Origin of the sequence: Rhizobium grahamii (assembly GCF_009498215.1) — a bacterium.
Lineage (GTDB): Bacteria > Pseudomonadota > Alphaproteobacteria > Rhizobiales > Rhizobiaceae > Rhizobium > Rhizobium grahamii_A.
This window is the reverse complement of sequence record NZ_CP043498.1, coordinates 3685057-3711370: the sequence shown is the minus strand read 5'-3', so window position 1 is coordinate 3711370 and position 26314 is coordinate 3685057. Positions and strand designations below refer to the sequence as shown.

Genomic DNA, 26314 nt, shown 5'->3' with positions numbered 1-26314 from the left:
AGAAATTGACGTATCTTTGTCATTGCTGCCAAAAGCCAGTCGTCGATAGTCTCCGCACGCATCTTTATGCGCTGGGGAGCCTTCGATGGACCAACTGGATACTGGAAAACGCAATGCTCGGGTGCTTGCCTTCTGCCAGGCACTCTTCATCTGCGCCATTTCCGTCGACCTGACCTTGACCGGCATTACCGGCTACCAGCTGGCGCCGGACAAAATTCTCGCCACCTTGCCCTTTGCGCTGATCACGGTCGGCGCGGCGGTCGTCACCGTTTTCGCCGCCTTCGTCATGGAGCGGCTCGGGCGCCGCCTCGGCTTTGCGCTCGGCGCGCTCTGCGGCGGTGCCGGCGGACTGGTCTCGGTCTGGTCGATCGTCCACGGCGATTTCTGGCTATTCTGCCTCGGCACGGCCGGCGTCGGCGCCTTCCAAGGGTTCGCGCAGTTCTATGCGATCGCGGCAGCCGACTCGGTGCATGCCGACTACAAGAGCCGCGCCATTTCCACGGTGCTGGCAGGCGGCGTGATCGCGGCTGTGATCGGCCCCCTGCTCGCCAGCCGAGCAAAGGACCTCTTTTTCGATACAGCCTTTGCCGGTGCCTATCTGTTGGTCGCGGTCCTTGCCATGCTTTCAGCGATAGGCCTGCTGCTGTTCTATCGCGACATCGGCATGATCGATGCGCAGAAGACGGGGGACATCCTTCCCGCCCGCCCGCTCCGGGAGATCGCGCGCCAACCGATCTTCGTCGCCGGCGTTGCCACCACCATGGTCGCATCTGCAGCGATGATGTTCGTCATGACTGCATCGCCGCTTGCGGCCGTCGCCTGCGGTTTCAGCATCGAGGACGGAGCCAGCGTCATCCAATGGCATCTCTTCGGCATGTTCGCGCCCTCCTTCTTCGCAGGTCGGCTCGTCGCCCGCTTCGGCGTCATCCGCGTCTTCTCCACCGGCATCGCGTTGATGGCCGCCTGCGTGGTGATCGCCACCAGTTCCACGGCGCTGCCGGCGTTCCATCTGGCACTCCTTGCGCTCGGCATCGGCTGGAACATGCTGATCGTCTGCGGCACCACGCTTCTGTCGCGGTCCTACCGAGCGAGCGAGCGCGGCAAGACGCAGGCGCTGTCGGGCCTGCTCGGCAATCTGGCGGCGACCTTCTCGACACTGTCGGCTGGCGCCGCGCTGCAGGGCCTCGGCTGGTCGACTCTCAACCTTCTCATATTACCCATGCTTGCGGTTTGCCTTCTGCTTGTGCTCAGATGGAAGGGAGCAAACCGCGCAACGCTCGGAGAGGGAATTGCCTGACCGCCTCGTCGTCATGATCGCCTTTGCAGGCGCCAATCTCATCGACATCGCCGGACCGCTGCAGGCGTTCGAAACGGCGGCCGGATTGTCAAAAGGTGCGGCGGTGAAACCGGGATACCGGCTGCTGGTCGTTTCCGAATACGGCGGCCTTGTCCGAACCTCGCCCGGCGTCGTGATGGAGACCTGCGCTCTCAAGGATCTGCATGCTGACGAGATTGATACGCTGATCGTGCCGGGCGGTCTTCCGTACGAGGGAGCCTTCGGGCTCGACTCGCTCGTCGCATGGCTGACCGAGAACGGACCCGCGGTGCGGCGTCTCTGCTCAGTCTGCACAGGCGCATTCCTGCTCGGTGATGCAGGGCTGCTCGACGGGAAGCGCGCCACCACGCATTGGTCGCGATCGGAGGAACTGCAGCGGCGGCATCCGGCGATCAGGCTGGAGCCCGACTGCATCTTCGTCAACGACGGGCGCCTGTGGACCTCCGGCGGCGTGACCGCCGGCATCGACCTTGCGCTGGCACTGATCGAAGCCGATCTGGGCCACCGGATCGCCGCCGAGACGGCCCGCCAACTCGTTGTTTTCGTCACGCGGCCGGGAGGCCAGAACCAGTTCAGCGCGCCGCTTTCGCTGCAGGATGCGAGATCAGTGGGCTTCTCCTCGCTGCATGCCTGGATTGCCGAGAATCTCGATGCCGATCTGAGGGTAGAGAGGCTTGCCGAAAAGGCCGGGCAGAGCCCGCGCACCTTCGCGAGGCTCTATGTCTCCAAGGTTGGGAGGACGCCAGCCAGGGCGGTGGAGACGATGCGACTTGAAGCGGCATGCCGGGCTCTGGAAGAAACGAGGTTGCCCCTGAAGACCATCGCCGCTTCGGTCGGCCTCGGCAACGAACAGAACCTTCGCCGGGTGATGCTGGGGCAGTTCGGTATCGGCCCGTCCGACTATCGCGAGCGCTTCAGCCGGCCCGCCTGAAATCGGCGCGGCGTGCACAGCGGATGCTGATGGCGCGGCGGAATGAGATGGTGTAGCACGCCGCCGAGATGCGGACTGAAGACATCCCGCAGAGCCGACCCGGCTTCAGGATGCGTCATGCGCAGGATCAGCATGCAGCCGATGGCAGTCCCCACGACGATGGCGCAACCCACCAGACTAACGGGACCCAAAAAGCCGATCAGCGCCGCGAGCAAATAGCCGATTCCGCTCCTAGATTCATTCTTAAAACAATTCCAAACTAGAGTGTTTGACACCAGTTTGCTTTTGCGCGAAGAGATTTTTGCCGGAGTTCGGACGGAACATCCGTCACAGGAGAGGATCATGAAACTCAACAGGAATTTTTGCGCAGCACTGGCGCTTGCGGTAGCCCCGACCGCATTGTCTGCCATCCCAGCCTACGCGGCTGCCGATGCTGCCGCCGTCGTCAAGCACTATGTCGAAGTCGGGCATGCGAAGTACGAAGATTCGCTCACCACTGCCAAGGCACTGGACGCCGCCATCGACGCGCTTCTGAAGGACCCAACGGATGCCACGCTGAAGGCTGCTCGCGCCGCCTGGATCAAGGCGCGTGTGCCGTATCAGCAGACCGAAGTCTACCGCTTCGGCAACCCGATCGTTGACGACTGGGAAGGCAAGGTCAACGCTTGGCCGCTCGATGAAGGCCTGATCGACTACGTCGACGCCTCCTACGGCACCGAAAGCGACGAAAACTCGCTCTACGTCGCGAACGTCATCGCCAACAAGACGATCAAGATCAACGGCAAGGATGTCGATGCATCGAAGCTGACGCCAGAATTCCTGTCGGGCACGCTGGCCGAAGCTGGTGGTGTCGAAGCCAACGTTGCGACCGGCTATCACGCGATCGAATTTCTGCTCTGGGGCCAGGACCTGAACGGCACCGGCCCGGGCGCAGGCAATCGTCCTGCCACCGACTACGACCTCAAGAATTGCACGCACGGCAATTGCGATCGCCGCGCCGAATACCTGAAGTCCGCGTCGACGCTGCTGGTTTCCGACCTGCAGGAGATGACCAACAACTGGGCACCCGACGGTGAAGCCGCCAAGCACGTCGAAGCCGATCCCAAGGCTGGCCTCGTCGCCATCCTGACCGGCATGGGCTCGCTCTCCTACGGCGAACTGGCAGGCGAGCGCATGAAGCTCGGCCTCATCCTGCACGATCCGGAAGAAGAGCATGATTGCTTCTCCGACAACACCTACAACTCGCACCTCAACGACGCGATCGGCATCGCCGCCGCCTATACGGGTGACTACACCCGCGTTGACGGCACGAAGATGAAGGGTCCGTCGCTGCACGATCTCGTCGCTGCCAAGGACAAGAAGCTCGACAAAGAAATGCAGGGCAAGCTCGACGCGACGCTGAAGGCCATGGCGATCATGGCCAAGCGCGGCCAGAACGTCGAGAAGTACGATCAGATGATCGCCGAGGGCAACAAGAAGGGCAACGCCGTCGTTCAGGCCGCCATCGATGGCCTCGTCGACCAGACTAAGTCTATCCAGCGCGTTATTGCCGCACTCGATCTCGGCACGGTCAAGCTTGAAGGTTCCGACAGCTTGGATAATCCTAGCGCCGTCTTCAAATAAGAAAAAGGCGGGCCGCTTCGCAACGAAGCGGCCCGAACTCCGAAATGTCGTCCATTCCGGCTCGCCGCATCCTCGCAGGCGCTGCTCTCTGTGCCGCTGTCGCCGGGCTGTCCGCTGCCCTTGCCGGGGAGCGCGAACTTCCAAAAGTGCGGACCGACCTCTCCAGCGAAGACCTGAAGAGGGTCGTCGAAGTTACCCGCCCCACCGCCGATTTCAGCCGGGCCGAGCAGTACGAGGCAATGTCGGGCGGCGGCGCGACGTCCATCGACCCCGTATCGAAAAAGTCCTTCTCGCATATTTCCGGAAACATCCCCTTCGACGAGGAACAGCGTTTCCGGCTCGGCAACGCGCTTTTCAAGAAGCTCTGGGTATCCGCACCCTCCTCGACCCAGGCATCGGATGGACTCGGGCCGCTTTACAATGCCCGTTCCTGTATGAGCTGCCACGTCAACGATGGACGCGGCAAGCCGCCGGAAGGCGATCAGAGCTCCATGTCGATGCTCCTTCGTCTCGCCCGCCCGGCCACGGGTCCCGACGAGCGTGAGGCCGTCGCGAAGTCCGACGCGCTGAACTTTCCCGATCCGACCTACGGGCATCAGCTGCAGGAGCTCGCCATCCCGGGCCTGTCGGCCGAGGGCAAGATGGCGATCACATACAGCGAAGAGCCCGTGACGCTTAATGGCGGCGAGGTCGTTTCGCTGCGCAAGCCGAGCTATTCGGTAACCGATCTCGGCTATGGGCCACTCACCCCGGAAACGAGGCTCTCGCCGCGGGTTGCGCCTGGCATGATCGGTCTCGGGCTGATCGAGGCGATCCCTGAGGCCGACATCCTCGCGCACGCCGATCCTGAAGACGCCGATGGCGACGGGATCTCGGGAAGAGCAGCTGTCGTTCGCGATCACCGGAGCGGCGAAATCGTCCTCGGCCGCTTCGGCTGGAAGGCGCAGAACGCCACCGTACGCGACCAGAGCGCCGACGCCTTCTCGAACGACATCGGGATCTCCACGCCGGACCGACCGGACCCCTACGGCGACTGCACGCAAGCCCAGGCAAAATGCCGCCAGGTGCCAACGGGCGTACAGAAGCGGCTTGGCAACGAGGAGGCGCCCGACCCTGTGCTCGATCTCGTGTCCTTTTACTCGGCAAACCTCGCCGTGCCGGCGCGGCGCAAGGCAAGCTTCCCGGAGACGCTGAAGGGCAAGCAAGTCTTCTACCAGGCCGGCTGCATCTCCTGCCACGTTCCGAAATTCGTCACCCGGCGCGACAGCGCCGACAAGGCGCAGTCGTTCCAGCTCATCTGGCCCTATTCCGACTTCCTTCTGCACGACATGGGAGACGGCCTCGCCGATGGCCAGGAGGTCGGAATCGCAAGTGGACGTGAATGGCGCACGCCACCGCTTTGGGGTATAGGTCTGACCCAGACTGTCAGCGGGCACAGCTTTTTCCTTCATGACGGCCGTGCCAGAAATCTAACCGAAGCCATTCTCTGGCATGGCGGCGAAGCACAGAAAGCACGTGACGCGTTCGCATCTTCGTCGAAGGATGATAGGCAGGCGTTGATTACATTCCTGGAGTCCCTTTAATGCGCCTTTGGCATCCCCTTCTTCTCTCGCTTGCCTTCGCCTCTTCCGCTCTTGCCCAGAACGCACCGCAGGCCGGACTGAATGAAGAAGCCGTACCAGCCGTCATGCAGCGGGCCGTGGACGATGTGATCCGTCCGGGCTACCGCAACGCCCAGCAATCGGCGGCGCGACTGACGACCGCAATGAAGGATCTCTGCGATAACGGCACCCAGCAGACGCTCGACAAGGCGAAATCGGCCTTCGACGATACGATCCGCTACTGGTCGATCATCGAGATCGTGCAGACCGGCCCTGTCATCCAGGACAATCTTTTCGAACACATCCTGTTCTACCCTGATCGCAAGGGCGTCGGCCTGAAGCAGGTGCAGGCTTTGATCGCCAAGGCCGACCCCAAGGATACCACCGTCGATGCGATCGCCGGAAAGAGTGTCGCCCTGCAGGGGCTGACGGCGCTGGAATATGTGCTCTACGGCACAGGTTCCGAAGATCTTACCACGCAGAAGAACGGCTTCCGATGCCAGTATGGCGCGGCTGTCGCCGGCAACATCCAGCGCGAAGCCGGCGAAGTCGTCGCCGCGTGGGAGAAGCCGGATGGCGTACAGGCGAGCTGGAAGCACCCCGGCCCGCAGAGCCAGGACTTCATGGACAACAAGGAGGCCGTGACCGCCCTGCTCGGGATCCTCGTGCATGGCGCCGAGACGGTTCGCGACCAGCGGCTCGAGCAATTCTACAAGGGCAAGGACAGCACGCCACGCCCGCGCATGGCGATCTACTGGCGCTCGAAGAATACCTGGAAGTCGATGACAGCCAATCTCGAAGGATTGCGCACGCTCTGGCAGAAGGCCGGCATGGCCGACCTGCTGCCGCCTGACAGCAAGCCGATTGCCGACGCGATCGATGCGAACTTCAAGTCTCTGCTGGAGACCGTTCCCAAGCTCAATCCTGACATCGAGGTCGCGACCAGTGACGCCGAGAGGGCGAAGCTGGATGCCCTTCTCGCCAGCAGCCGCGAGTTGATTACCAAGATCAGCGACGATTACGGCTCTGCGGTCGGCCTCTCTGCCGGCTTCTCGTTCTCCGACGGCGATTGATCTCATGTGGAACAGCGCGGCGATCGATCGACGCAGCTTCATTAAGGCGGCGGGCCTGAGCTTTCTGGCCGGGCTTGCTCCGCGTGGCGCAATGGCGCTGCAGCGGGCAGACGCCGTCTATGCCTCCGGCCTTCGCACGGCACGCGGCGAATTTGCCGTCGCCACGGTGACGGAGAGAGGCGAGATCGTCGATCAGGTTGCCCTGCCGGCGCGCGCCCACGGCATGGCGCATAGCATGGCGACCGGCAAGGCCGTTGCCTTTGCGCGGCGTCCCGGCACCTATGCCATGATTTTCGATCCGCGTGGTCGCGACGAGCCGATCGTCATAACCTCAGCCGAGGGACGGCATTTCTACGGGCACGGCGCCTTTTCGCCGGATGGCCGCATTCTCTACGCCAGCGAGAACGATTTCGAGGGCGATCGGGGCATGATCGGGCTTTACGACGCGACGAACCGCTTTGCCCGGCTCGGCGAATTCGAGACCTATGGCGTCGGGCCGCACGACATGACCGTCTCCGACGACGGCCGGATGCTGATCGTGGCAAATGGCGGTATCGAGACCCATCCGGATTTCGGCCGCACGAAGCTCAATCTTGCCAGCATGCAGCCCTCGCTGACGCTGATCGACGCGAAGACGGGTGCCCTTCTGGAGAAACACACGCTTCCTGCGCAATGGGCGCAAGTCTCGACGCGGCACGTCGACATCGATGCTACCGGCAGGATCTGGTTTGCGTGCCAGTACGAGGGTCATCGCAACGATCTGCCGCCGCTGGTCGGACACTTCGCGAAGGGCGAGGATCTCGCGTTCGTCGAACTGCCGCAAGAGACGACGCGGCGACTGGCGAATTATGTCGGGGCGATCGCGGTCAATCGCGAGGCGGGGCTGGTGGGCGTCAGCTCGCCAAAGGGCGGCGTTGCGGTCACGATCGACGCGAAGAGCGGCAAGGTGCTGTCTGAAAAGACGGTTGCCGATGCGGCGGGAATTGCCGCCTCGAGGGACGGGTTTACCGTCTCCTCCTACGACGGCGACTTCCTTGCCACGCACAGCGATGTCGCGTGGGACCAGCACATCGCACGCATCGCCCCGCTGAGGGGCGCGTGACGCCGCCGTTGACCGGCGAGTAGGCGATTACCATTTCAGCTGTGGCACGCTAGCAAAAGTGGCATCTGGCGTGGATCATAGATTGCCCTATTTTGGCGGGATGAGCAAAGTCCCGACCTATATCGTGTTCGTCGCCATCGCGCTTGGTGGCGGCTTGGTCATAGGCATGAACAACCTTCCGGGCGAATGGTATCAATCGCTTGCCAAGCCCGCGTTCAACCCGCCTAATTCGGTGTTCGGTCCCGTCTGGTCTGTGCTCTACGTGCTGATCGGCATTGCCGGCGCCAAGACATGGCTACGAGGTCACCTGTCGGTCGGCATGCTGATATGGGCCGGCCAGATGGTTCTCAACTTTCTGTGGTCGCCGTTCTTCTTTGGCCTGCGGATGCCAGCGGTGGCTCTGGCGATCATCATCGCGCTCTTTGCACTGGTGATCGCATTCATCCGCAACCGCTGGAACGCGAACAGGGTCTCCGCCCTGCTCTTCGTTCCCTATGCCGGTTGGGTGGCGTTCGCCACCGCACTCAACGCCTCGATCGTTTACCTGAACTGAAGGTCCGCTCAGGTCCTGGATGACAGCCAATCGTGCCAGTCATCCTCGTTGCCGTGGAAGACATTCAGGTCGATGCGGTTGTCGACGCCGTGCGAGATGCCGGAGCCCGAATACTGCCAGAAGACCCACTTGCGGCCCGGATAGACCTTTGAAGGGTGCGCGGCGACCGAGCGCAGCCAGAAGGGATAATCCATGAACGCGCCCTTCAGATTGTCGCGATAGAAGTCCGGTGCAGTGTAGATGATCGGACGCTGACCATAGTGCCGCTCGAGCTTGTCCATGAAGACCTGCATCTTCTCGCGAACCTTTTCGGGCGAGACACGACGCTTGCAGCTGGATTCGCCGTTCCATTCGACATCGATGACCGGCGGCAGGGCGTTGGCTTCCCGCGGTACATTACGGATGAACCAGTCCGCCTGCTCGCCGGCTGTTCGGCACCAATAGAAGAAATGATAGGCGCCGCGCTTGAGACCGGCGGCATGGGCATTGCGCCAGTTCTTCCGGAACATCGGATCGAGATGGTCGCCGCCATCGGTCGCCTTGATGTAAACGAAGTTGGCGCCCTGCGACTGCAGCTTCAGCCAATCGATCTCGCCCTGCCAGCGCGAAACGTCGACGCCATGCACCGCAAGCTTTCGCGGCGAGGCCGAACCGAAGTTGATCGGCTTGGCGTCACGGAAACGATGGCTGAAGATACGGCTGCGCGAGCGGCGCGGCGGCGCATCCATGTCGGTGTCGTCAGGCTCGGACATTGCGAGCGGCCGGTCGGATGGAACGGGCATGGCTGTCGGTACTGCGTTTTGCTGCTGCAGGAAGGCGGGCGACTGTGGAACAGCCCCTGCCCAGGCCAATTCGTGCGGCATCGGCTGCGGCGGCACCTTGGGCTGCGCCGGCTCGACATCCGCGACCTGAGCCACTTCCGCTGCCGGAACCGGCGCGGTCGGGCGCACCACGGAGCTCGTCGTCTCTGACGACGGGCCAACATTCAACAGCGGTTCCGGGCCCAAACTGGACGAGCAACCCGACAAGGTCAGGCAGGCAAGGACGATCGCTGGGACAGCCGATAAACGCATAACAACTCGCACGCAAAACAAGGACGGAGGTACGCCTTTTCGAGAAAAACTGATCCCCAGGACACATGGCTAACAGAGATTTACCAAGAAAGACTGAATCCAATCTTTACGTATCGCGACCCTGCGACACTCACGGAAAAGTCGGTCGTTTCAGCGCTTGTCGAATGCCGCGCGTCATGCCACTTTCACGCCCGCAAGAGGGCACATCTGATGACAGAAGAGCAGCACGGCGACTTTCGCGAGCGAATCCGCCAGAATTTTGCACGCCAAGCGGCATTGCAGACGATCGGTGCCGAATTGACGCGTATCGAGCACGCGATGGTGGAAATCGAGCTGCCGTTCGATGTGAAGCTCACGCAGCAGCACGGGATCCTGCATGCCGGCGTCATTTCGGCGGCGCTCGATTCCGCCTGCGGTTTCGCCGCCTATACCGTCATCGACGCGGAAGCATCGATCCTGACCATCGAATTCAAGGTCAACCTGATGTCGCCGGGGCGTGGCGACCGCTTTCTTTTCCGCGGCGAGATCACAAAGCCGGGCAGCAACATCATCGTTGCAGACGGTCGCGGATACGCGGTCGGCGACGGGGCGGCAAAGCTGATCGCCTCGATGACGAGCACCATGATGATCATCCGTGGCAGAGAGGGAATTACGGGATGAAGTTCGAGTTGAAGTCGGTCGCCGGCAAATCCATCCTCTTCGTGATGGCGGCGGAGGCCGAGTATGGTCCCTTCCTGCGCTCACGCTTCGAACCATTGATGACCGGCGTCGGGCCGGTCGAAGCCGCCGTCGTCCTGACGCGCGCGCTCTCGGGACTGGATCAGCAAGGCGACATGCCGCAGCTCGTCGTATCGCTCGGCTCCGCGGGTTCCGCCAAGCTCGAGCAAACCGAAGTCTACCAGGTCAGCTCCGTTTCCTATCGGGACATGGACGCTTCGCCACTCGGTTTTGAAAAGGGACGCACACCCTTCCTCGACCTGCCGGCGACCATCGATCTGCCGCTCCGCATCCCCGGCATTCCCGAGGCGAGCCTGTCGACCGGCGGCAACGTCGTATCCGGACAGGCCTACAACGGCATCGGCGCCGACATGGTCGACATGGAAACCTTCGCCGTCCTGCGCGCCTGCCAGGCCTACAAGCTTCCCCTGATCGGATTGCGCGGCATCTCTGATGGTGTGGAAGAGCTGCAGCACATTTCCGGCTGGACCGAATATCTGCACGTCATCGACCGCAAGCTGTCCTATGCCGTCGACAGCCTGTTTACGGCGCTGGAGGACGGCGTATTCTGGTTCTAACCCCTGCGAAAGCGGGACAATCAGCACAATAAAATGCCCTTGCGGCGGATTTCCCGCATTGCAAGACCGGGTGCTTTTCATTAAAGGCTCGCCATGACCCAGACAGCACATCCCGACAGCGTTCTCATCGTCGATTTCGGCAGCCAGGTAACCCAGCTGATCGCGCGCCGCGTGCGCGAAGCGGGCGTCTACTGCGAGATCGTTCCCTTCCAGTCCGCCGAAGAAGGCTTCAAGAGCCTGAAGCCGAAAGCCGTGATCCTGTCCGGCAGCCCGGCCTCGACGGTCGACGAGGGTTCGCCCCGCGCCCCCCAGATCATCTTCGACAGCGGCCTTCCCGTTTTCGGCATCTGCTACGGCCAGCAGACGATGTGCATGCAGCTCGGCGGTAAGGTCGAGAGCGGCCATCACCGCGAATTCGGCCGCGCCTTCCTCGAAGTCGACGAAGACAGCGAACTGTTCGAAGGCCTCTGGTCGAAGGGCTCGCGCCACCAGGTCTGGATGAGCCATGGCGACCGCGTCACCGCCCTTCCCGAAGGCTTCAAGGTCGTCGCGACCTCGCCGAACGCGCCTTACGCCTTCATCGCCGACGAGAAGCGCAAGTATTACGGCGTGCAGTTCCACCCCGAGGTGGTGCATACGCCCGATGGCGCCAAGCTGATCGGCAACTTCATTCACAACATCGCCGGCATCAAGGGCGACTGGTCGATGTCGGCCTACCGCCAGAAAGCGGTGGACGAGATCCGCAAGCAGGTCGGCGACAAGCGCGTGCTCTGTGCGCTCTCGGGCGGCGTCGACAGCTCCGTCGCGGCGCTTTTGATCCACGAGGCTATCGGCGACAAGCTCACCTGCGTGCTCGTCGACCACGGCCTGATGCGCAAGGACGAGGCGGCCAATGTCGTCGCCATGTTCCGCGAACACTACAATCTGGACCTGATCCACGTCGACGCTTCCGACAAGTTCATCGGCGAGCTCGAGGGCGTTTCGGATCCGGAAACCAAGCGCAAGATCATCGGTCGCCTGTTCATCGAGACCTTCGAGGAAGAGGCCAAGAAGCTCGGCGGCGCCGACTTCCTCGGCCAGGGCACGCTCTATCCCGACGTCATCGAAAGCGTTTCCTTCACCGGCGGCCCGTCGGTGACGATCAAGTCGCACCACAATGTCGGCGGCCTGCCCGAGCGCATGAACATGCAGCTCGTCGAGCCGCTGCGCGAACTCTTCAAGGACGAAGTGCGCGTGCTCGGCAAGGAGCTCGGCCTGCCCGATAGCTTCATCGGCCGCCACCCCTTCCCGGGCCCCGGCCTCGCGATCCGCTGCCCCGGCGGCATCACCCGCGAGAAGCTCGAGATCCTGCGCGAAGCGGACGCGATCTATCTGGACGAAATCCGCAAGGCCGGTCTCTACGACGCGATCTGGCAGGCCTTCGCCGTGCTGCTCCCCGTCCAGACCGTCGGCGTCATGGGCGACGGCCGCACCTACGAATTCGTCTGCGCGCTGCGCGCCGTCACCTCGGTCGACGGCATGACAGCGGATTTCTATCATTACGACATGGAATTCCTCGGCCGCGCCGCCACCCGCATCATCAACGAGGTACGGGGCATCAACCGCGTGGTGTATGACGTGACCAGCAAGCCGCCGGGCACGATCGAGTGGGAGTGATGGCTATTTGATCGGCATGACTTTCCAACGAAGATCGGTTTAGCGTATCTAAGCTTCGATGGAAGCTTGTAGATTATGATGAGGAGGGACTGGATTTCCCGCTGTTCGTGAGGAAATCCGCCGCCTTTTCAACTCCTAGCCGCTGCAAGAACTCGATCATTTTTCGGGTAACGTCGGAGCGGTCGGTTTTCATGGCTCCAGCCACGCTGCACAGGAACGCCAACTTTTCCTCGTCAAGCCGGGTATTTTGGTGTGCGTTCTTCTTTGACATAGAACCTCACATCACCGAAGGTAAGGCTTCGCGCCCAGCTCCACGGTTTCGCCAGACTAACAAATGCATCGGACGGGACTCGCGATATGCATTCCATGCCTTCACACTGATAGCGACGCGTTCCGCTTCGGCAAGACGCAGTCGGTGTGAGGCACGCGTGCGGATAAGCCTTTCTCTCAAATGCCTGATAGGACTTTGTTCGGTTAGTTGAACACCATCAATCAGACGAGCGAAGAACTCATTCGCCTTAACGATGTCTTTTCGAGAAAACGTTCGATGAAGCGCAGCCGCTATACCGCCACCCATCATATCACGCATCGGCGAGACATGCTTCAAGCTGCCTCTAATCTCTGGATTTTGCTGAAGAAGATCGAGCAATTCTCCGTTAGTGGGTGATGAATTCGCCGACAAGATAACGCCGTTGTCTATCATCCAGAGCCACCTGAGAGCAGAAGCAAGACTCGTCGTGTTGCTTTCTCCCCTTTCCCGCAAAATGTCGCTTACCGCCCGTTTTCTCCCAATATCCAAGGATGCAAAGGTCTCCTCTGAAAGACCCTCAACAATGAGCGATGGGAACGAACATTGAGCTTTCTTTGCAGCCTCGAGCCTATGCTGCCCGTCGAGCAAGCGACCTTCATTGCTTATCTTTATCGTTTGGCCGTTTAACAGCCAACGTCCGGCCAGCATGTCCCGCGCGTATTTGTTGATAACCGGAGCGGACACCTGTCTGTTCGGTCCGCGTGAGGCCAAGATCGTCTCAGCCATTTCCGGTGTGATCATTACAGCTTTCACGTTCAAACTAAATTGGCGTTCCTTTAGATGACGCGTCAGATGATTGGGCCGCATCTCCCAACGGCCCCCAGCCGGCTTCCGCGTCTAGGCGCGGAAATGTTTCGCGCTCGGCTCCAAAACGCAGCTGCTTTATTCTCCGACCATGAAAAAATGCGTTCCACGCCTTGATCGCGATCGCTAGGATATAAGTCTGTTTTCTCACGCCGCCTTGACCTCGCAGCCCGGTCAAAGCATTTCGAAGTTGATTAACGGGATGATTTGGATCCGGCGACACCGGCTCACCAAGCTCCGCGAAGAACCGATCCGCTTTCTCCAAGTTCATCCGGGCGGCAAGGTGGTGTAGCGCAATGCCGCATCCGTGCGGCAGAATAGGTATCGCTCGCAACGCCGGCAGCACGCTATCGCGAATCTCCGGGCGCTGCTCAAGAATTGCGAGAAGCGCTGTTGTTCCTGGCGTCTTCGCCTTGCCGGGAGTGGCCCGCGATTCGTAGCTCCAAAGAATTCTCAGCGCTGCACCAAGAGAGCGGCCATGAATCTCCTTACGAATGGAAAGTACATCCGCGAGCGTTCTCTTTCTTATTGAATCGATTGTCTCTGCAATCTTGCTCTTCCGTCGAGTACGGAAGCGTCCGATGACAGTATAATTGGCGATCCGTTCAGTACCCATCGCCCCTCCCGCATATCTCTTTCAAATGATTGAAGAGACGGCCTATCGATGTGGCCATTCATCGAGACGTTCTTAAGCATTTTGGCAGCATCACTAGGAGAAATTCTCTGAATCTGCCAACGTATGTCATCCATGTTTGCCATGATTCACCTCGCGCTTCATATTATTATGAAGAGGCGAACGAAGGTAGCTAGTTTCGTGTGTGACAAATCTCGAAAACAAAGACTTCATTAGCGATTTCGAAACTGCATTAAAGGCGCGCTCAATACGTCTACTTCGGCAGGCTCCTAACTGAGGCGTATTTACAGATCGCTTGAGAAACCACTCGGCCCGATCTATCTTACATCTGTCTTACCTCGGGAATCCAACCATGGCGCAGAGCGAAACCCTGATCACGACTGTCTCAACCAAGGGACAGGTCATTCTACCCAAGGCAATCCGCCAACGGCGTGATTGGGAAGCAGGTACGCGTCTGATCGTTGAGGAAACGCCTGAGGGAGTCTTGCTCAGGCAGGCTCCGGCGTTTGCGCCGACCCCGCAGGGCTCGGCGTTCGGCATCCTGGCATACAAAGGCGAGCCAAAGACGCTTGAAGAGATGGACGCCGGTGTGGCGGCCGAGGCAAAGGCGCGATATGCGCGCAGTCGCGATCCGGAAACATGATCGCTATCGATACCAATCTTATCGTACGGTACATAACAGGCGACCATCCTGAGCAATCGCTTCGGGCTCGTGAAATTATCGATACCGAGAGCGTTTTCGTGGCTGCCACTGTCGTGATGGAGGTGGCCTGGGTTCTCAAGACGACCTTCGGCTTTTCGCGGGCGGATATCGTGAACTCACTGCGCATCTTCGCAGGCATGCCGAGTGTGACGATCGAAGATGCAGACTTGGTCGCTGCCGCATTTGATCTCGTAGAGAAAGGCATGGACTTCGCCGATGCGCTGCATCTGCTTCGCGTCCAGCATTGCGACACCTTGCTTACGTTCGATCGCAAGTTCGTCAAGGCCGCACACGCCGCGGGGCACCCGTTCGTTCGCGAACCCTAACTTTCAAAACAACGACTGCTGCACCGGCTTCGGCGGCGCCAGCTTGACGCCCTCGAGTTCCAGCATGCGCGCTTTCGACACCGATCCGCCAGGCGCTGAGAAGCCGCCGATCTTGTTGCCGGCGGCGAGAACGCGGTGGCAGGGGATGATCAGGGCGACGGGATTCTTGGCCATCGCCTGACCGACATCGCGGGCGGCTTCCGGGCCGTGGCCAAGTTGCTTGGCGAGCGCGCCATAGGTCGTGGTCTCGCCCCAGCGCAGGCGGCGGGCGGCAGCGTAGATCTCGCGGAAGAAATCGTCCTGACCGGCGAGATCCAGCGCGAGATCGGAAAAGTCGATCGCTTCGCCGGCGAAGTACCGCTTCACGGCGGCGATGGCTTTCGCGATGTCGGGCGTCGGTGCTGCCGGCTTGGCGTCCGGTATGCGGCGGAGCAGCAGGCGCTCGGTGGCATCCGCGCTTGATGTCGGCAACTGGAAACGGGTGATGCCGACGGCATTCCAGGCGATGCCGCAGAAACCGCCCGCCGTTTCGAAAATGGCATAATGCTGTGCTTGATCGGCCATTGGTCTCGCCTCCCGATATCGAAGCTTATCGGCCGTGGAATTGGCCTGCCCCAAAAATCGTCCTCGCTGGCGACGAATTCAACCCGTTTCTTGCGCGTCCGTCAGCCGCGCGCCTGCCTGGGCTCGGCTTCCTCTTCCGCCGGCGTCACCAGATCGGGGCACAGGTTGGCGAAAACGGCGTCGAAGAGAGCTGCGATCTTTTGCGGCTCGTAGCGCCTTGACGCTTCGAGGGCTGCGCGCGACAGCGCCGGGATGGCCTCGGGTTTCGCCGCCATAGCCGCGATCTCACCAGCCAACGCCTTGTCGTCGCCGGGATCGAAGAGATAACCGTCCTTGCCCGGATCGATCGACTCGGGAATGCCGCCCGAGCGAGCGCCGATGACGGGCACGCCTTGCGCAAAGGCCTCGATCACCACGCGACCGAAGGGCTCGCGGAAGAGCGAGGGCACGACCAGCACGTCGATCTGCGGGAAGAAGTCCTCGGGCTTTGTCCAGCCAAGGAACTTGGTGTTTTCGCTCGGAAATTTCTGCGGCAGCGACTTCGAGTAATCGCTCTTGGCGCTGCCGGCGATCACGAAGCGCACGTTCGGATCATTGACCAGCCGGTGGGCGGCGAGCGCCAGCGTGTCGAGGCCCTTGACCGGATCATGCACGCCGATGAAGCCGAAACGCATCGGCCCCTCAGGCGCCTTGCGCGGTTCGCTGCGGGCAATCGAGGGAACGGCGCCGGGCACGCGGTGGGTGCTGGCGTTCGGAAAATAGTCATGCTCGGTGTGGCGGCCGATGATGAAATCGGTCTCGCCGATCACGGCATCGACGTAGCGCGAGAAGAACTTCTTGCCGTAAGAGGAGACCTGGCAGGAGGAACAGGCGCGCACGCAATTGTCGTCGCCGCGCCGCATGCTAGCCTTCCAGCACAAGAGAAAGGCGCTACGCAGGATATGACAGACTGGCACACCTGAACGCTTGGCCGCCGCCCAGGTGGCGACATTGATGTTCTCGATGCTGTCGGTCAACACGATGTCAGGCTTGAAGCGGCGGATTTCGCGGCGCATGACCAGGTAGGCGCGCGGATTGAAATTCTCCAGCGCGTGCCAGATGAGCTTTTTCCAGCCCGGCCGAGGCAGGCGATAGTTCCAGTCGATGTTCAGCGTTTTCAGCCGGTGAACCGGTACGCCGTCGTAGATCTCATGCTTGTCCTCGCCCGCCACGTTGACGACTTCGAGGTCGTGGCCGGCCGATATCAGGAGCTTGGCGACCATCATCGCCGAGATCGGGCCGCCACCATCGATGAAGGGCGGAAAGGCCGCGCAGGCCATCAGGATACGCATGACAGAACTCCCGGCAGCGATATTGCTTGTTCTTCTTTTGTTCTTGATTTACCCGGATCACCTGTTACCATACCCGTGTTCCCTGGATAGACAGAGGCGGGGCGGATGCTCCGGTGATTGGTCATGCACGAACAGAACACGCAATCGTCCTTCGATTTCGCAAGCCGTACGATGCACCCGAAATCGTCAAGATTTGGCAAAGAAACCCTGTTTTTCGCGATCCTGCCGGATCCCGAAGCCAGACAGCGCTGCATGGAAATCCAGCAAAAACTGAAGCGGGACCACGACGCTCTCCTCTCGCCCTTACCGCCCGAGCGGCTGCATGTCTCGCTCTATGGCGTCGCCAGCGCCGAGAAGATCAAGGACGACATTATCTTCGCGGCCTGCCGGGCGGCGTCGGCGATCGATGCCTGCTGTTTCGATCTCAGCTTCGACCATGTCGCGACGTTCAAGACCGCACCACGCAATGCGATCGTGCTGTCAGGCAATGGCGGGCGGGAACTGCTGCGGCAACTGCATGTCCGGATTGGCATCGAGATGCACGCCATCGGCTGCGACCCTCATGTGAAAATCGACTTCCAGCCGCATGCCACCTTATTCTACGCCGACGACGTCATTGCCAGAACCGGGCTTGATGTGCCGATCACCCTGCCGGTGCGGGAATTTGTGCTGTTGCACAAACGGCCCGGCGAGCAAGCCTATGAGCACATCGCGCGCTGGCCGCTACAGAACCGCGGCTGACGGCTTGCCACTGCAGCAGGAACACGCTTAAAGCTCCTGCAGCAATGGCAGCAGCGGAGGCAGCAATGGATACGTCCGAGATCATCATTTCAGGCGATACGGCAGGTATCGAGTGGCGGGTTCCGGTGCTGCGCTTCAAGGGCAGCGATTCAAGCGCGCCGAAGATCCACATCCAGGCGGCGCTGCATGCCAACGAACTGCCAGGGACGGCGCTCGTCCATTTTCTCTGTGAGATGCTGCGCAAGGCCGAGAGTGCCGGCCAGATCCGCAGCGATATCACCATCATTCCGCATGCCAATCCTGTGGGTGCGGCGCAGTCGCATTTCGGCGAGCTTCAGGGGCGCTTCGACCTCGGCACCCGGACCAATTTCAATCGCGAGTTCCCGCTGATCTCAGTCAAGGAGCGCGATGGGCTCGTTGCCAATCTCAGCCGCTACGATGCAGTCGACCGGCTGAAGCGACAGCTGATGCACATGGCGCTCGGCTGCGATCTGGTGATCGACCTGCATTGCGACGATGAATCGCTGCAATACGCCTATATCGACGACGCCTTCTGGCCTGAGGCGTCCGATCTAGCATCGGCGCTCGACATGGAAGCCGTCCTGCTCTCCGACGGCGAAAGCTCGGCCTTCGAGGAGGCGGTCGGTTTTGCCTGGAAACACGAAACGGCAGGCGAAAAGAAGACACAGCTGCCCGGCAAGCTCTCGGTGACGGTCGAGCTTCGCGGCGGAAGCGACGTCTATCCCGACCTTGCGAAGAAGGATGCCGAGGGTCTGTTCAAATTCCTCGCCAAGCGTGGTGCGATCGATGCGGCCGTGACGCTTTCGCCCTTTACCGGGCCCGCCGTACCGCTCGACAATGTGGAGATGATCCGGGCACCGGAAGCCGGCACCGTACTCTTCCATCGCAACCTCGGCGATCAGGTCAGCGAAGGCGATCTGCTGGCGACGATCATCACGCGGCCCGGCATGCCTGATGGCACTGTCGAGGTCCGCGCGCCGCAAGCCGGCCTCGTCCTGACGCGCACCTCTTCAAGGCTGGTGCGCCGCCGCGCCGACCTGATGAAGATCGCTTGCAAGACCGCCAGCAAGGCGGAGCGCAAGGCCGGAACGCTGGAGAACTGAATGACCGTCACGATCTATGGCATCAAGAATTGCGACACGATGAAGAAGGCCCGCAATTGGCTTGAGGAGCACGACGTCGCCTACGCCTTCCACGACTACAAGGCGTCCGGCATCGACCGGGCGCACCTGGAGACGTGGACTGAGGAAGCCGGCTGGGAGACGGTTCTCAACCGCGCCGGCACGACCTTCCGCAAGCTGCCCGACAACGCCCGTGAAAACCTCGACCGGGAAAAGGCGATCGCGCTGATGCTCGAGCAGCCGTCGATGATCAAGCGGCCGGTCGTCGAGGCGGACGGCAAGCTGCTGGTCGGTTTCAAGCCCGATCTCTACGGCGCGTTCTTCAAGGACTGATCCCATGTCGAAGACGACGCGCGCCACCCAGGCTCTCGCCAAATCGGGCGTGAGCTTTACCGTCCACACCTATGATTACGACCCGAACGCCGAGCGCGTGGGTCTGCAGGCGGCCGAGGCGATCGGCGAAGAGCCGCACCGGGTGCTCAAGACGCTGATGGCCGAAGTCGACGGGAAGGCTGTCTGCGTCGTCGTCCCCTCCGACCGCGAAGTCAGCATGAAGAAGCTCGCCGCCGCCTTTGGCGGCAAGTCGGCCAACATGATGAAGCCCGCGGACGCGGAACGTCTGACAGGATACCATGTCGGCGGCATCAGCCCTTCGGCCAGAAGAAGGCTGTGCCAACGGCGATCGAGGAAGCGGCGTTGAGCGAAGCCCTCGTCTACATCAACGGCGGGCAGCGCGGCCTGCAGGTTCGGCTTGCGCCCGGCGACGCATTGAAGGCGCTGAAGGCAAGTGCTGCGCGCCTGATTGCTTAGCGCCGTGCTTCATTTTCGCCGCAAAGCGATCTAACTCTCTCCTACTCTGTCCGTTTTCAAGAAGGTGATCGATTATGAACGTCATGCCGCAAAGCCAGAACGCCGTGGACCCCATCAAGCTCGACAAGCTCGCCGAAGTCGCCGTCAAGGTGGGTTTGCAGCTGCAGAGCGGCCAGGATCTCGTCGTCACCGCGCCCGTGGTGGCACTGCCGCTCGTGCGGCTGATCACCAAGCATGCCTACCAGGCCGGCGCCGGCCTCGTGACGGCGTTCTACTCCGACGAAGAGTCGACGCTGGCGCGCTATCAGTACGGCAATGACGCGAGCTTCGATCGCGCTTCGAACTGGCTCTATGACGGAATGGCGAAGGCCTATGAGGGTGGCGCTGCGCGGCTTGCGGTCGCCGGCGATAACCCGATGCTGCTTTCCGAGCAGGATCCGGCAAAGGTCGGACGCGCCAATCGCGCGATGTCGGCTGCCTACAAGCCGGCGCTCGAGAAGATTTCCAACTTCGACATCAACTGGAACATCGTCTCCTATCCCAATCCTTCATGGGCCAAGCTGGTGTTCCCAACGATCCCGAGCCGATCGCGGTTGCAAAGCTTGCCAAGGCGATCTTTGCCGCTTCCCGCGTCGACCTCGACGACCCGATCGCCGCATGGGCCGAACACAATGCCAATCTGGCGAAACGCTCCGGCTGGCTGAACGGTGAGCGCTTCGCGTCGCTGCACTTCACGGGTCCGGGCACGGACCTGACCGTCGGGCTTGCCGACGGGCACGAATGGCATGGCGGCGCTTCCACGGCGAAGAACGGTGTCACCTGCAATCCGAACATTCCGACCGAAGAAGTCTTCACGACGCCGCATGCACTGCGTGTCGACGGCTACGTCTCCAGCACCAAGCCACTCTCGCACCAGGGCACCCTGATCGACAACATCCAGGTGAAATTCGAGGGCGGACGGATCGTCGAAGCCAAGGCGTCGCGCGGCGAAGAAGTGCTAAACAAGGTTCTCGACACCGACGAAGGCGCGCGCCGGCTCGGCGAAGTGGCGCTGGTGCCGCATTCCTCGCCGATCTCGGCGAGCGGCATCCTGTTCTACAACACACTGTTCGACGAAAATGCCTCGTGCCATATCGCGCTCGGCCAGTGCTATTCGAAGTGCTTTGTCGACGGCGCGAAGCTCAGCCAGGAGCAGATCAAGGCACAGGGCGGCAATTCGAGCCTGATCCATATCGACTGGATGATCGGATCGAACAAGGTCGACATCGACGGCATCAGACCGGATGGTTCGAAGGTGCCTGTCATGCGACAGGGCGAGTGGGCCTGAGCCCCAGCCAATAGATAGCCGACTAAAAAGAACTGGGGCGCCCGCAGATAATGTGCGGACGTCGGCGTTTTGCGACGGCGAATATGCGGCTAGATCGCGCTGAGGGCTCGCCTGACGCGCACGATGTGCGCCTCAAGCCTGGCAGGCGTGGCGCGATCCATGTCGTGCAGGGTCAGCATCCGGAAATTCAGGGATTTCGAGCAGAAATTGGCGATGCCGCGCTTCAGCAGGCGGCGAACCGGGTTGCCCATGTAGAAATGCACGAGCCACCAGGGCGATCCGGTGCTGGTCAGCGCCCAGAGCGTCTTGATATTGGTGAGCTCGGGTATGATGCGGCCGCCGGCCTGATCATGGGTGAATGCAACGCCGGGCGCCAGAATGCGGTCGAAGAACCCCTTCAGGATCGCCGGGAAATTGAACCACCATTGCGGAAAGACCAGCACCAAGCCGTCAGCGGCGCGCAATCGCGTCACGATCTCGGCAACACCCGAAAGATCGTAGGGACTATCGAAATATCCCGCGCGCTCCGCGGGCGACAGGCGCGGGTCGAAATCCTCCCGGTAAAGATCGAGCAGATCGACGCTGTGACCGTTGGCCTCCAGCGTTTCACGAGCAGCCGCCGCAACCGAAGCCGCGAAGCTCGTTTCGAGCGGATGCGCCAGGACGATCAGGAAATGGCGCCGATCGCTCATCTAGAAGAGGCTGCCCTGCTTCGGCGGAGCCGCCTGATCGATTGCTTCGGCGGGCTTTGCCGGCCTCTTTCTCGCAGGTGCCGGCGCATCGCCGCCATTGCGCGTGATGGCGTCGATGCGACCATCCGCGAATTCGATGGAGATATTCATGTCGGGCGCCAGCATCGCGGCCTGCGACAAGGGATGGTTATCCTCGTCGCGGATGACGGCATAGCCGCGCTTCAGAACATTCTTATAGGACAGCGACTGTAGCACGCGATCATGTCCGGCAAGTTCGGCGCGGGCGCGCGTCAGCTTGTGGCGGACGGCCGTATCCCCGTGCCGCGCCAGATTGCCCAGCCGATCGCGCATGCGGGCCGTCTGCGTCATCAGCCGTGCCGGCAGGGAGGCGAAGATCGCATCGGCGCGATCGATGCGCGCCTTGGAACGATCAACCAGCCGCTCCACCATTCGCTCGGCGCGCGCCATGCGATCGGTGAGCTGCTGTCGCCGTTCGCCGATCCGGTTCGACAGGACGTCGGGCCTCAGATGCGCCGCGGCCCTTTCGAAACTCCGGCGCTTGTTGATGGTGTTGAGCTCCATCCCCCTGCCCAAAGCGGTTGCCGCCTCATCGAAGCGGCGGCGCGGCAGCGCCAACAGCTGGTCCAGCGACGGCAGGGCACGCATCAGCGCGCGCACCGATTGACGGCGATGATCCATCTGTCGGTTGATGCACCCTCGATGTCGCGCCGACAGGGCGGCCACCTGCGCTTCAAGCTCCGCCTTGACCGGAACCGCCATCTCGGCAGCACCCGTCGGCGTTGGGGCACGCACGTCGGCGGCGTAATCGATCAGGGTCCAGTCGGTCTCGTGGCCGACGGCCGAAATCAGCGGAATGTCGCTCTCCGCCGCGGCACGCACGACGATCTCGTCGTTGAAGCTCCAGAGGTCTTCAAGGCTGCCGCCGCCACGCGCGACGATCAACACGTCTGGCCGCGGCAGATCGGCGTCGGGCGCCAGGGTGTTGAAGCCGCGGATCGCATTGGCGACCTCCTCGCCCGATCCCTCCCCTGGACCTTGACCGGCCAGACGAGGACATGGACAGGGAAGCGGTCGGAGATGCGGTGGAGAATATCCCGGATAACGGCGCCGGTCGGCGAGGTCACGACGCCGATCACACGCGGCATGAATGGCAGGCGCCGCTTGCGGGCCGGATCGAACAGGCCTTCCGCCCCGAGCTTGCGTTTCCGCTCCTCGATCAGCGCCATCAGGGCGCCGGCACCGGCGGGCTCGAGCGTCTCGATGACGATCTGGTACTTGGACGAACCCGGAAAGGTTGTGACCTTGCCGGTGGCAATGATTTCCATACCCTCCTCGGGGCGGAATTTCAGCTTCGAGAAGGTGCCTTTCCAGATAACGGCATCGATACGAGCACGATCATCCTTCAACGAAAAATAGGCATGGCCGGACGAATGCGGTCCGCGATAGCCGGAGATTTCGCCGCGCACGCGCACCTGATCGAATGCCGTTTCGACCGTGCGCTTGATCGAGCCCGACAGTTCGGACACCGAATAGGCGCTGAGATTGGTCGGCGAATCGCTCTCGAAGATGCTGCTCATGCCATTGTTCTAGCCGAAGCGCCGAAAAAGAGCAGCCCCAGGCGGGGACGTTTCTCGAGCCGTTCACGCCGCATTCCAGACGGAAAATCATCGATTTCAGATCGTTAGCACGATCGCCGGCTTTCGTGCCGGTGAGCTGTTTTCCCCCATTCCGATGCGGACCACATGATGGGGGCTTCTTAACACAAGGAGCCCCTCAGATGTCCGATCGTTTTTCCTCGCATGCGCCCTCGCTGAGCGGCCCCGCCAGCTCGGGCTTTGCCGTCGCACCCAACGACGACACCGATCTTGCCGAGACCACCCGCGCGCTTTTCATCGGCACGGGCGGAATGCTGACGGTTACCATGGCTTCGGGAGGCACTCTGACCTTCGACGCGGTGGCCGATAGCGCCTTGCTGCCTTTGCGAGTATCGCGAATCCACCAGACCGGGACAACAGCCGGGAATATCATAGGCTTAGTCTAGAGAAGAACCAAACGGTGCCGCTACGCGTTACAACCGTAACGGCACCGTATATCCAGTAATATGGGGATAGCCCAGTACATTAATTGTTCCTAAAAGGTGCAGACCATATACTGACCGCGACTCAGGAGATGTCGAATGATCGCTCTTACAGCCATTGCCCTTGGACTTGCCACAGCGCCCATGCGCTCCGTGGTCTCGATGGTCGTTGTCGGTTTTCTGGTATGCGTGGCCTATGTCGCGGCGGTCTTCACAGCACCGGCCGCAGCGTCGTTCCTGTCCTTCGCGCTGGCGCTCGTTTCCTACAATTTCAGCCTTCTCGCCGGCTTTTTCGGCATCCACGTCCTCGAACGTGCCCGGGCTCGCGCACGTTTCGTCTAGAGCCTTTCCGGGTTATATTGAACCATTCTGTTGGCTCAAACGGAGTCGGATGGTCGACCGGCTGGCGCGCGTCGTAGCCAACGCATACGGCCAAGCCGGCCGGTCGATCAGGCGGCCCGTTTCAGCCAACCCCGGTGGTTTGCTTGCAAACCAGCTAGGGCCGGGCATCTTTCCGCCAGGATCAAAGGCGATTGGCTCGGACGTACCGAGGGTATGCCCTTCGCCAATCGCCTTTGCCCTAACGAAAACCTGCCCCGGCAGAATGGTTCAATATAACCCGTAAAGGCTCTAAGCCTCAGTTGCTTCCGACGTAGCGGAAGAACTGCACCGGTGATCCATCCGGTCTAGGCAACGCCTGCAGGTAATCAGGCACATTGCCCTTTTCTAACTGAGCATAGAGCCCATCCGGCTTGATCCTGGCGATCTCGGCGGTCTGAGGGTTCCCGGAGCAGAAGGCGAGCACGGTGACGCCCGTGCCGCGCAGGAAGGCTTCCGCCTCCTTGGGTGGCGCAAGGCCGATATGCATCTCCGTCAGCATGCCACCCTGATTGCGGTGATAGGGCGCGGAGAGGATCCGATTGCTGGTGAAGCGAAGGATCGAAACGCCCATGTCCGAAGGGCCAACCACTAGGCCGGCCGGCAGATCCACCAATGGCGCGACGGTTTTCCGCGACGAGCAGGAGCGCTTGTCGAGATCAGCCGTCTGATCGGTGTAACCGGTGCTCAACCGGCTTCCGATCAAGCCGCCGGCAAAGCCCCAGACCGTCGCGACGCTCAGAAGAACGGTTGCGATGTAGAAGAATGCCGCAATGACGTTTTCGCTATCCCTGTTCGATAGGCGACGCAGGTCGATGATCAGCAGGGTCAGCGGGAAAATCGCCACGAGATTCGAAAACGGCGACCCGCGAACCTGCACTGCCGCAATGCCCCAGCTGACGACAAGCAGGCAAAGCAGGACAAGGTGGATGCGAACCCGATCGCCATGCGCCAGGCGGAAGATGCAGACGGCAAGCGCGAACAAGCCGGTCGCGTAGAAGTACCCGAGCGTGTAGGTATCCTGCCGGTTGGCACCGAAGATCGATTGCGCCTCCTGCACATTGTTGAGCCAGAGATCCACCAGCATCGGATCAAGATCGGCGAGCGGATTGTGCAGGCATTGCGGAGCAATTGCGATCGCCGAACCGAGGACGGCGATGCCGACGGCGCCGAGAACGACGAAGCGAACAGGGCGGCGATAGCGGCTGGCCAGGGTGGCGCTGGCAAGCAACAGCCCGCCTCCGATCGCCGCCAAGCTGTAATAGCCGAGCGAGAGATTGTCGCAGGTCACCGTCGCGTAGAGACGCGGCGGCACCGTCCCGAAGAAGAGAACGCTGATCGCCAGCGCAAGCGTCAAGCCGAAAGACTTCGCGGCCGTCGCATAGGCTTCACCTTCCCATGCCCAGGCGACGGCGACGATCAGGCAGACCGTCGCAACGAAGGGGGTCGTCTCGGCACCGATGGCAATCGCAACTGCCGCTGCCAGACCCGCCGCGGCATAGCTCCATGCACCGTGTTTTTCGTCGAGCAGCATCGCCGTCATGATCGCCACTAACGCAAACTGCGCATTGTGGTGATCGATCGATCCGGGAAGGAAGCGGTTGCTGGTAATCAGCAAAAATACGGAAAAGGTTAGCGCGATGTGCATTCCGAGCATACCGCCGACGCGCCTTCCGGCAAGCCCCATGGCCCAGAGGCTCGGTATGATCAGCGAGAACGGCCAGATGAGGAGTGCTGCTGCTTCCGCGTGCTCGGGCGCAAGAAACAGGCCGAAGAACCTGATCAGGGACGCGATCGGCAGATCGATCAGCCGCGACCAATGCATGAGCGTGCCGGAGCCCAGTCCCATGCGATACTGCATCAGATCGAACCAGCCCTGCCCGTTCAGGAAATCCCGAACCTCGACGAGCCGCATTACGTCGTCATTGTCGGCGCCGACGTAGTCCGTCGCATTGGGGATCTTCAGCGCCACGATCACGGCCATGGTGACAAGGCTGTAGAACAACACCGACGGCCAAAGCCTCTCGAATGCCTGCCTTATCCGGCTAACAAGCGACACGGGGGTTGAACCAATCATCGGAGCAAATGTCGCCATCAGCGGTCTCATCATTGAGTTTGGACGACCTTACGGGCCGCATATCAAGAAACCGTAAAAGACCGCCAAAAGCACCGCGATATAGCTACTTGTTAACGGCCGGCGTTTAAGCTTTC

At 61.3% G+C, this 26314-nt stretch carries 25 protein-coding genes and 3 pseudogenes; 19 read left to right on the top strand and 9 right to left on the bottom strand.

What is annotated here, in order from left to right:
- Positions 1-85 precede the first annotated feature (85 nt).
- Together FZ934_RS17870 and FZ934_RS17865 are read left to right on the top strand one after the other, a co-directional pair.
- On the top strand, positions 86-1297 hold the full coding sequence (locus FZ934_RS17870) for an MFS transporter (protein WP_153272169.1): 1212 nt from the start codon (positions 86-88) through the stop codon (positions 1295-1297).
- Complete coding sequence (locus tag FZ934_RS17865; protein ID WP_246737813.1) at positions 1290-2267, top strand: GlxA family transcriptional regulator; 978 nt, start codon at positions 1290-1292, stop codon at positions 2265-2267. The genes FZ934_RS17870 and FZ934_RS17865 overlap by 8 nt, the downstream gene beginning before the upstream one ends.
- Here FZ934_RS17865 and FZ934_RS17860 read toward each other — a convergent pair.
- On the bottom strand, positions 2237-2482 hold the full coding sequence (locus FZ934_RS17860) for an HPP family protein (protein ID WP_153272168.1): 246 nt from the start codon (positions 2480-2482) through the stop codon (positions 2237-2239). The genes FZ934_RS17865 and FZ934_RS17860 overlap by 31 nt on opposite strands.
- 127 nt (positions 2483-2609) lie before the next feature.
- Here FZ934_RS17860 and FZ934_RS17855 point away from each other — a divergent pair, with 127 nt between their 5' ends.
- The 5 genes from FZ934_RS17855 (at position 2610) to FZ934_RS17835 (ending at position 8219) form a co-directional block, all read left to right on the top strand.
- Positions 2610-3890: an imelysin family protein gene (locus tag FZ934_RS17855; protein ID WP_153272167.1), complete on the top strand. Its 1281-nt coding sequence runs from the start codon at positions 2610-2612 to the stop codon at positions 3888-3890.
- Between the two features lie 44 nt (positions 3891-3934).
- Positions 3935-5473, top strand: coding sequence for a di-heme oxidoredictase family protein (locus tag FZ934_RS17850; RefSeq protein ID WP_153272166.1), 1539 nt, complete (start codon positions 3935-3937; stop codon positions 5471-5473).
- Complete coding sequence (locus FZ934_RS17845) at positions 5473-6564, top strand: imelysin family protein (RefSeq protein WP_153272165.1); 1092 nt, start codon at positions 5473-5475, stop codon at positions 6562-6564. Before FZ934_RS17850 ends, FZ934_RS17845 begins: the two co-directional genes overlap by 1 nt.
- Positions 6565-6568: 4 nt before the next feature.
- Entirely contained in the window at positions 6569-7666 is a 1098-nt protein-coding gene (locus FZ934_RS17840) for a DUF1513 domain-containing protein (protein WP_153272164.1), read from the top strand.
- A 100-nt stretch (positions 7667-7766) separates the two neighbouring features.
- The gene (locus FZ934_RS17835) at positions 7767-8219 is read left to right on the top strand and encodes a TspO/MBR family protein (protein ID WP_153272163.1); all 453 of its coding nucleotides are present in this window, start codon (positions 7767-7769) and stop codon (positions 8217-8219) included.
- An 8-nt stretch (positions 8220-8227) separates the two neighbouring features.
- Here FZ934_RS17835 and FZ934_RS17830 read toward each other — a convergent pair whose 3' ends face one another.
- Positions 8228-9292 (bottom strand): glycoside hydrolase family 25 protein, encoded by a 1065-nt coding sequence (locus FZ934_RS17830; RefSeq protein WP_153272162.1) that lies wholly within the window; start codon positions 9290-9292, stop codon positions 8228-8230.
- A 210-nt stretch (positions 9293-9502) separates the two neighbouring features.
- Here FZ934_RS17830 and FZ934_RS17825 point away from each other — a divergent pair, with 210 nt between their 5' ends.
- From FZ934_RS17825 to guaA, 3 genes are all read left to right on the top strand, one after another.
- Positions 9503-9952, top strand: a complete 450-nt coding sequence (locus tag FZ934_RS17825; protein ID WP_153272161.1) for a PaaI family thioesterase — start codon at positions 9503-9505, stop codon at positions 9950-9952.
- Positions 9949-10587 (top strand): 5'-methylthioadenosine/S-adenosylhomocysteine nucleosidase, encoded by a 639-nt coding sequence (locus tag FZ934_RS17820; protein WP_153272160.1) that lies wholly within the window; start codon positions 9949-9951, stop codon positions 10585-10587. Before FZ934_RS17825 ends, FZ934_RS17820 begins: the two co-directional genes overlap by 4 nt.
- A 93-nt stretch (positions 10588-10680) precedes the next feature.
- Positions 10681-12243, top strand: coding sequence for a glutamine-hydrolyzing GMP synthase (guaA, locus tag FZ934_RS17815; protein WP_153272159.1), 1563 nt, complete (start codon positions 10681-10683; stop codon positions 12241-12243).
- A 277-nt stretch (positions 12244-12520) separates the two neighbouring features.
- On the opposite strand, the gene FZ934_RS17810 is transcribed toward guaA, so the two are convergent.
- A complete protein-coding gene (locus FZ934_RS17810; RefSeq protein ID WP_153272158.1) occupies positions 12521-13294 on the bottom strand; it encodes a hypothetical protein in 774 nt (257 codons plus the stop codon).
- 19 nt (positions 13295-13313) lie between these two features.
- Positions 13314-13973 carry a hypothetical protein gene (locus FZ934_RS17805; protein ID WP_153272157.1) on the bottom strand — a complete coding sequence of 220 codons (660 nt, stop codon included), beginning with the start codon at positions 13971-13973 and terminating at the stop codon, positions 13314-13316.
- A 370-nt stretch (positions 13974-14343) separates the two neighbouring features.
- Here FZ934_RS17805 and FZ934_RS17800 point away from each other — a divergent pair, with 370 nt between their 5' ends.
- Positions 14344-14634 carry an AbrB/MazE/SpoVT family DNA-binding domain-containing protein gene (locus FZ934_RS17800; protein ID WP_153272156.1) on the top strand — a complete coding sequence of 97 codons (291 nt, stop codon included), beginning with the start codon at positions 14344-14346 and terminating at the stop codon, positions 14632-14634.
- A complete protein-coding gene (locus FZ934_RS17795) occupies positions 14631-15020 on the top strand; it encodes a type II toxin-antitoxin system VapC family toxin (RefSeq protein ID WP_153272155.1) in 390 nt (129 codons plus the stop codon). The genes FZ934_RS17800 and FZ934_RS17795 overlap by 4 nt, the downstream gene beginning before the upstream one ends.
- 3 nt (positions 15021-15023) lie before the next feature.
- On the opposite strand, the gene FZ934_RS17790 is transcribed toward FZ934_RS17795, so the two are convergent.
- Together FZ934_RS17790 and FZ934_RS17785 are read right to left on the bottom strand one after the other, a co-directional pair.
- Positions 15024-15584 carry a methylated-DNA--[protein]-cysteine S-methyltransferase gene (locus FZ934_RS17790; RefSeq protein ID WP_153272154.1) on the bottom strand — a complete coding sequence of 187 codons (561 nt, stop codon included), beginning with the start codon at positions 15582-15584 and terminating at the stop codon, positions 15024-15026.
- A 101-nt stretch (positions 15585-15685) separates the two neighbouring features.
- Positions 15686-16915 (bottom strand): glycosyltransferase, encoded by a 1230-nt coding sequence (locus FZ934_RS17785; RefSeq protein ID WP_153272153.1) that lies wholly within the window; start codon positions 16913-16915, stop codon positions 15686-15688.
- A 171-nt stretch (positions 16916-17086) separates the two neighbouring features.
- Here FZ934_RS17785 and FZ934_RS17780 point away from each other — a divergent pair, with 171 nt between their 5' ends.
- The 5 genes and pseudogenes from FZ934_RS17780 to FZ934_RS17760 all read left to right on the top strand — a co-directional run bounded on the left by FZ934_RS17780 (position 17087) and on the right by FZ934_RS17760 (position 20935).
- Entirely contained in the window at positions 17087-17656 is a 570-nt protein-coding gene (locus tag FZ934_RS17780; protein ID WP_246737812.1) for a 2'-5' RNA ligase family protein, read from the top strand.
- A 65-nt stretch (positions 17657-17721) separates the two neighbouring features.
- Positions 17722-18780 carry a M14 family zinc carboxypeptidase gene (locus FZ934_RS17775; RefSeq protein ID WP_153272151.1) on the top strand — a complete coding sequence of 353 codons (1059 nt, stop codon included), beginning with the start codon at positions 17722-17724 and terminating at the stop codon, positions 18778-18780.
- A complete protein-coding gene (locus tag FZ934_RS17770; protein ID WP_153272150.1) occupies positions 18781-19131 on the top strand; it encodes an ArsC family reductase in 351 nt (116 codons plus the stop codon). It begins immediately after the preceding gene.
- Positions 19132-19135: 4 nt separating this feature from the next.
- Positions 19136-19608, top strand: a pseudogene (gene ybaK / locus FZ934_RS17765) (Cys-tRNA(Pro) deacylase).
- A gap of 155 nt (positions 19609-19763) precedes the next feature.
- Positions 19764-20935: pseudogene (locus FZ934_RS17760) on the top strand (aminopeptidase).
- A gap of 89 nt (positions 20936-21024) precedes the next feature.
- Here FZ934_RS17760 and FZ934_RS17755 read toward each other — a convergent pair.
- Together FZ934_RS17755 and xseA are read right to left on the bottom strand one after the other, a co-directional pair.
- Entirely contained in the window at positions 21025-21627 is a 603-nt protein-coding gene (locus tag FZ934_RS17755; protein WP_153272149.1) for an NAD(P)H-dependent oxidoreductase, read from the bottom strand.
- Positions 21628-23225 (bottom strand): annotated as a pseudogene (gene xseA / locus FZ934_RS17750) (exodeoxyribonuclease VII large subunit).
- A 200-nt stretch (positions 23226-23425) separates the two neighbouring features.
- Here xseA and FZ934_RS17745 point away from each other — a divergent pair.
- Together FZ934_RS17745 and FZ934_RS17740 are read left to right on the top strand one after the other, a co-directional pair.
- Positions 23426-23689, top strand: a complete 264-nt coding sequence (locus tag FZ934_RS17745; RefSeq protein ID WP_153272148.1) for a spike base protein, RCAP_Rcc01079 family — start codon at positions 23426-23428, stop codon at positions 23687-23689.
- Positions 23690-23824: 135 nt separating this feature from the next.
- Positions 23825-24067, top strand: a complete 243-nt coding sequence (locus FZ934_RS17740) for a hypothetical protein (RefSeq protein WP_153272147.1) — start codon at positions 23825-23827, stop codon at positions 24065-24067.
- Between the two features lie 295 nt (positions 24068-24362).
- On the opposite strand, the gene FZ934_RS17730 is transcribed toward FZ934_RS17740, so the two are convergent.
- Entirely contained in the window at positions 24363-26198 is a 1836-nt protein-coding gene (locus FZ934_RS17730) for a hypothetical protein (protein ID WP_153272146.1), read from the bottom strand.
- Positions 26199-26314 lie beyond the last annotated feature (116 nt).

What these genes read in the sequence shown, in the direction of transcription:
- FZ934_RS17790 (WP_153272154.1), bottom strand. Translation starts at nt 15,584, where the DNA reads ATGGCCGATCAAGCACAGCATTATGCCATTTTCGAAACGGCGGGCGGT.
- FZ934_RS17825 (WP_153272161.1), top strand. Translation starts at nt 9,503, where the DNA reads ATGACAGAAGAGCAGCACGGCGACTTTCGCGAGCGAATCCGCCAGAAT.
- FZ934_RS17770 (WP_153272150.1), top strand. Translation starts at nt 18,781, where the DNA reads ATGACCGTCACGATCTATGGCATCAAGAATTGCGACACGATGAAGAAG.
- FZ934_RS17830 (WP_153272162.1), bottom strand. Translation starts at nt 9,292, where the DNA reads ATGCGTTTATCGGCTGTCCCAGCGATCGTCCTTGCCTGCCTGACCTTG.
- FZ934_RS17805 (WP_153272157.1), bottom strand. Translation starts at nt 13,973, where the DNA reads ATGGGTACTGAACGGATCGCCAATTATACTGTCATCGGACGCTTCCGT.
- FZ934_RS17755 (WP_153272149.1), bottom strand. Translation starts at nt 21,627, where the DNA reads ATGAGCGATCGGCGCCATTTCCTGATCGTCCTGGCGCATCCGCTCGAA.
- FZ934_RS17775 (WP_153272151.1), top strand. Translation starts at nt 17,722, where the DNA reads ATGGATACGTCCGAGATCATCATTTCAGGCGATACGGCAGGTATCGAG.
- FZ934_RS17840 (WP_153272164.1), top strand. Translation starts at nt 6,569, where the DNA reads ATGTGGAACAGCGCGGCGATCGATCGACGCAGCTTCATTAAGGCGGCG.
- FZ934_RS17785 (WP_153272153.1), bottom strand. Translation starts at nt 16,915, where the DNA reads ATGCGTATCCTGATGGCCTGCGCGGCCTTTCCGCCCTTCATCGATGGT.
- FZ934_RS17745 (WP_153272148.1), top strand. Translation starts at nt 23,426, where the DNA reads ATGTCCGATCGTTTTTCCTCGCATGCGCCCTCGCTGAGCGGCCCCGCC.
- FZ934_RS17820 (WP_153272160.1), top strand. Translation starts at nt 9,949, where the DNA reads ATGAAGTTCGAGTTGAAGTCGGTCGCCGGCAAATCCATCCTCTTCGTG.
- FZ934_RS17730 (WP_153272146.1), bottom strand. Translation starts at nt 26,198, where the DNA reads ATGGCGACATTTGCTCCGATGATTGGTTCAACCCCCGTGTCGCTTGTT.
- FZ934_RS17855 (WP_153272167.1), top strand. Translation starts at nt 2,610, where the DNA reads ATGAAACTCAACAGGAATTTTTGCGCAGCACTGGCGCTTGCGGTAGCC.
- FZ934_RS17835 (WP_153272163.1), top strand. Translation starts at nt 7,767, where the DNA reads ATGAGCAAAGTCCCGACCTATATCGTGTTCGTCGCCATCGCGCTTGGT.
- FZ934_RS17780 (WP_246737812.1), top strand. Translation starts at nt 17,087, where the DNA reads ATGCACCCGAAATCGTCAAGATTTGGCAAAGAAACCCTGTTTTTCGCG.
- guaA (WP_153272159.1), top strand. Translation starts at nt 10,681, where the DNA reads ATGACCCAGACAGCACATCCCGACAGCGTTCTCATCGTCGATTTCGGC.
- FZ934_RS17800 (WP_153272156.1), top strand. Translation starts at nt 14,344, where the DNA reads ATGGCGCAGAGCGAAACCCTGATCACGACTGTCTCAACCAAGGGACAG.
- FZ934_RS17795 (WP_153272155.1), top strand. Translation starts at nt 14,631, where the DNA reads ATGATCGCTATCGATACCAATCTTATCGTACGGTACATAACAGGCGAC.
- FZ934_RS17870 (WP_153272169.1), top strand. Translation starts at nt 86, where the DNA reads ATGGACCAACTGGATACTGGAAAACGCAATGCTCGGGTGCTTGCCTTC.
- FZ934_RS17740 (WP_153272147.1), top strand. Translation starts at nt 23,825, where the DNA reads ATGATCGCTCTTACAGCCATTGCCCTTGGACTTGCCACAGCGCCCATG.
- FZ934_RS17845 (WP_153272165.1), top strand. Translation starts at nt 5,473, where the DNA reads ATGCGCCTTTGGCATCCCCTTCTTCTCTCGCTTGCCTTCGCCTCTTCC.
- FZ934_RS17810 (WP_153272158.1), bottom strand. Translation starts at nt 13,294, where the DNA reads ATGATCACACCGGAAATGGCTGAGACGATCTTGGCCTCACGCGGACCG.
- FZ934_RS17850 (WP_153272166.1), top strand. Translation starts at nt 3,935, where the DNA reads ATGTCGTCCATTCCGGCTCGCCGCATCCTCGCAGGCGCTGCTCTCTGT.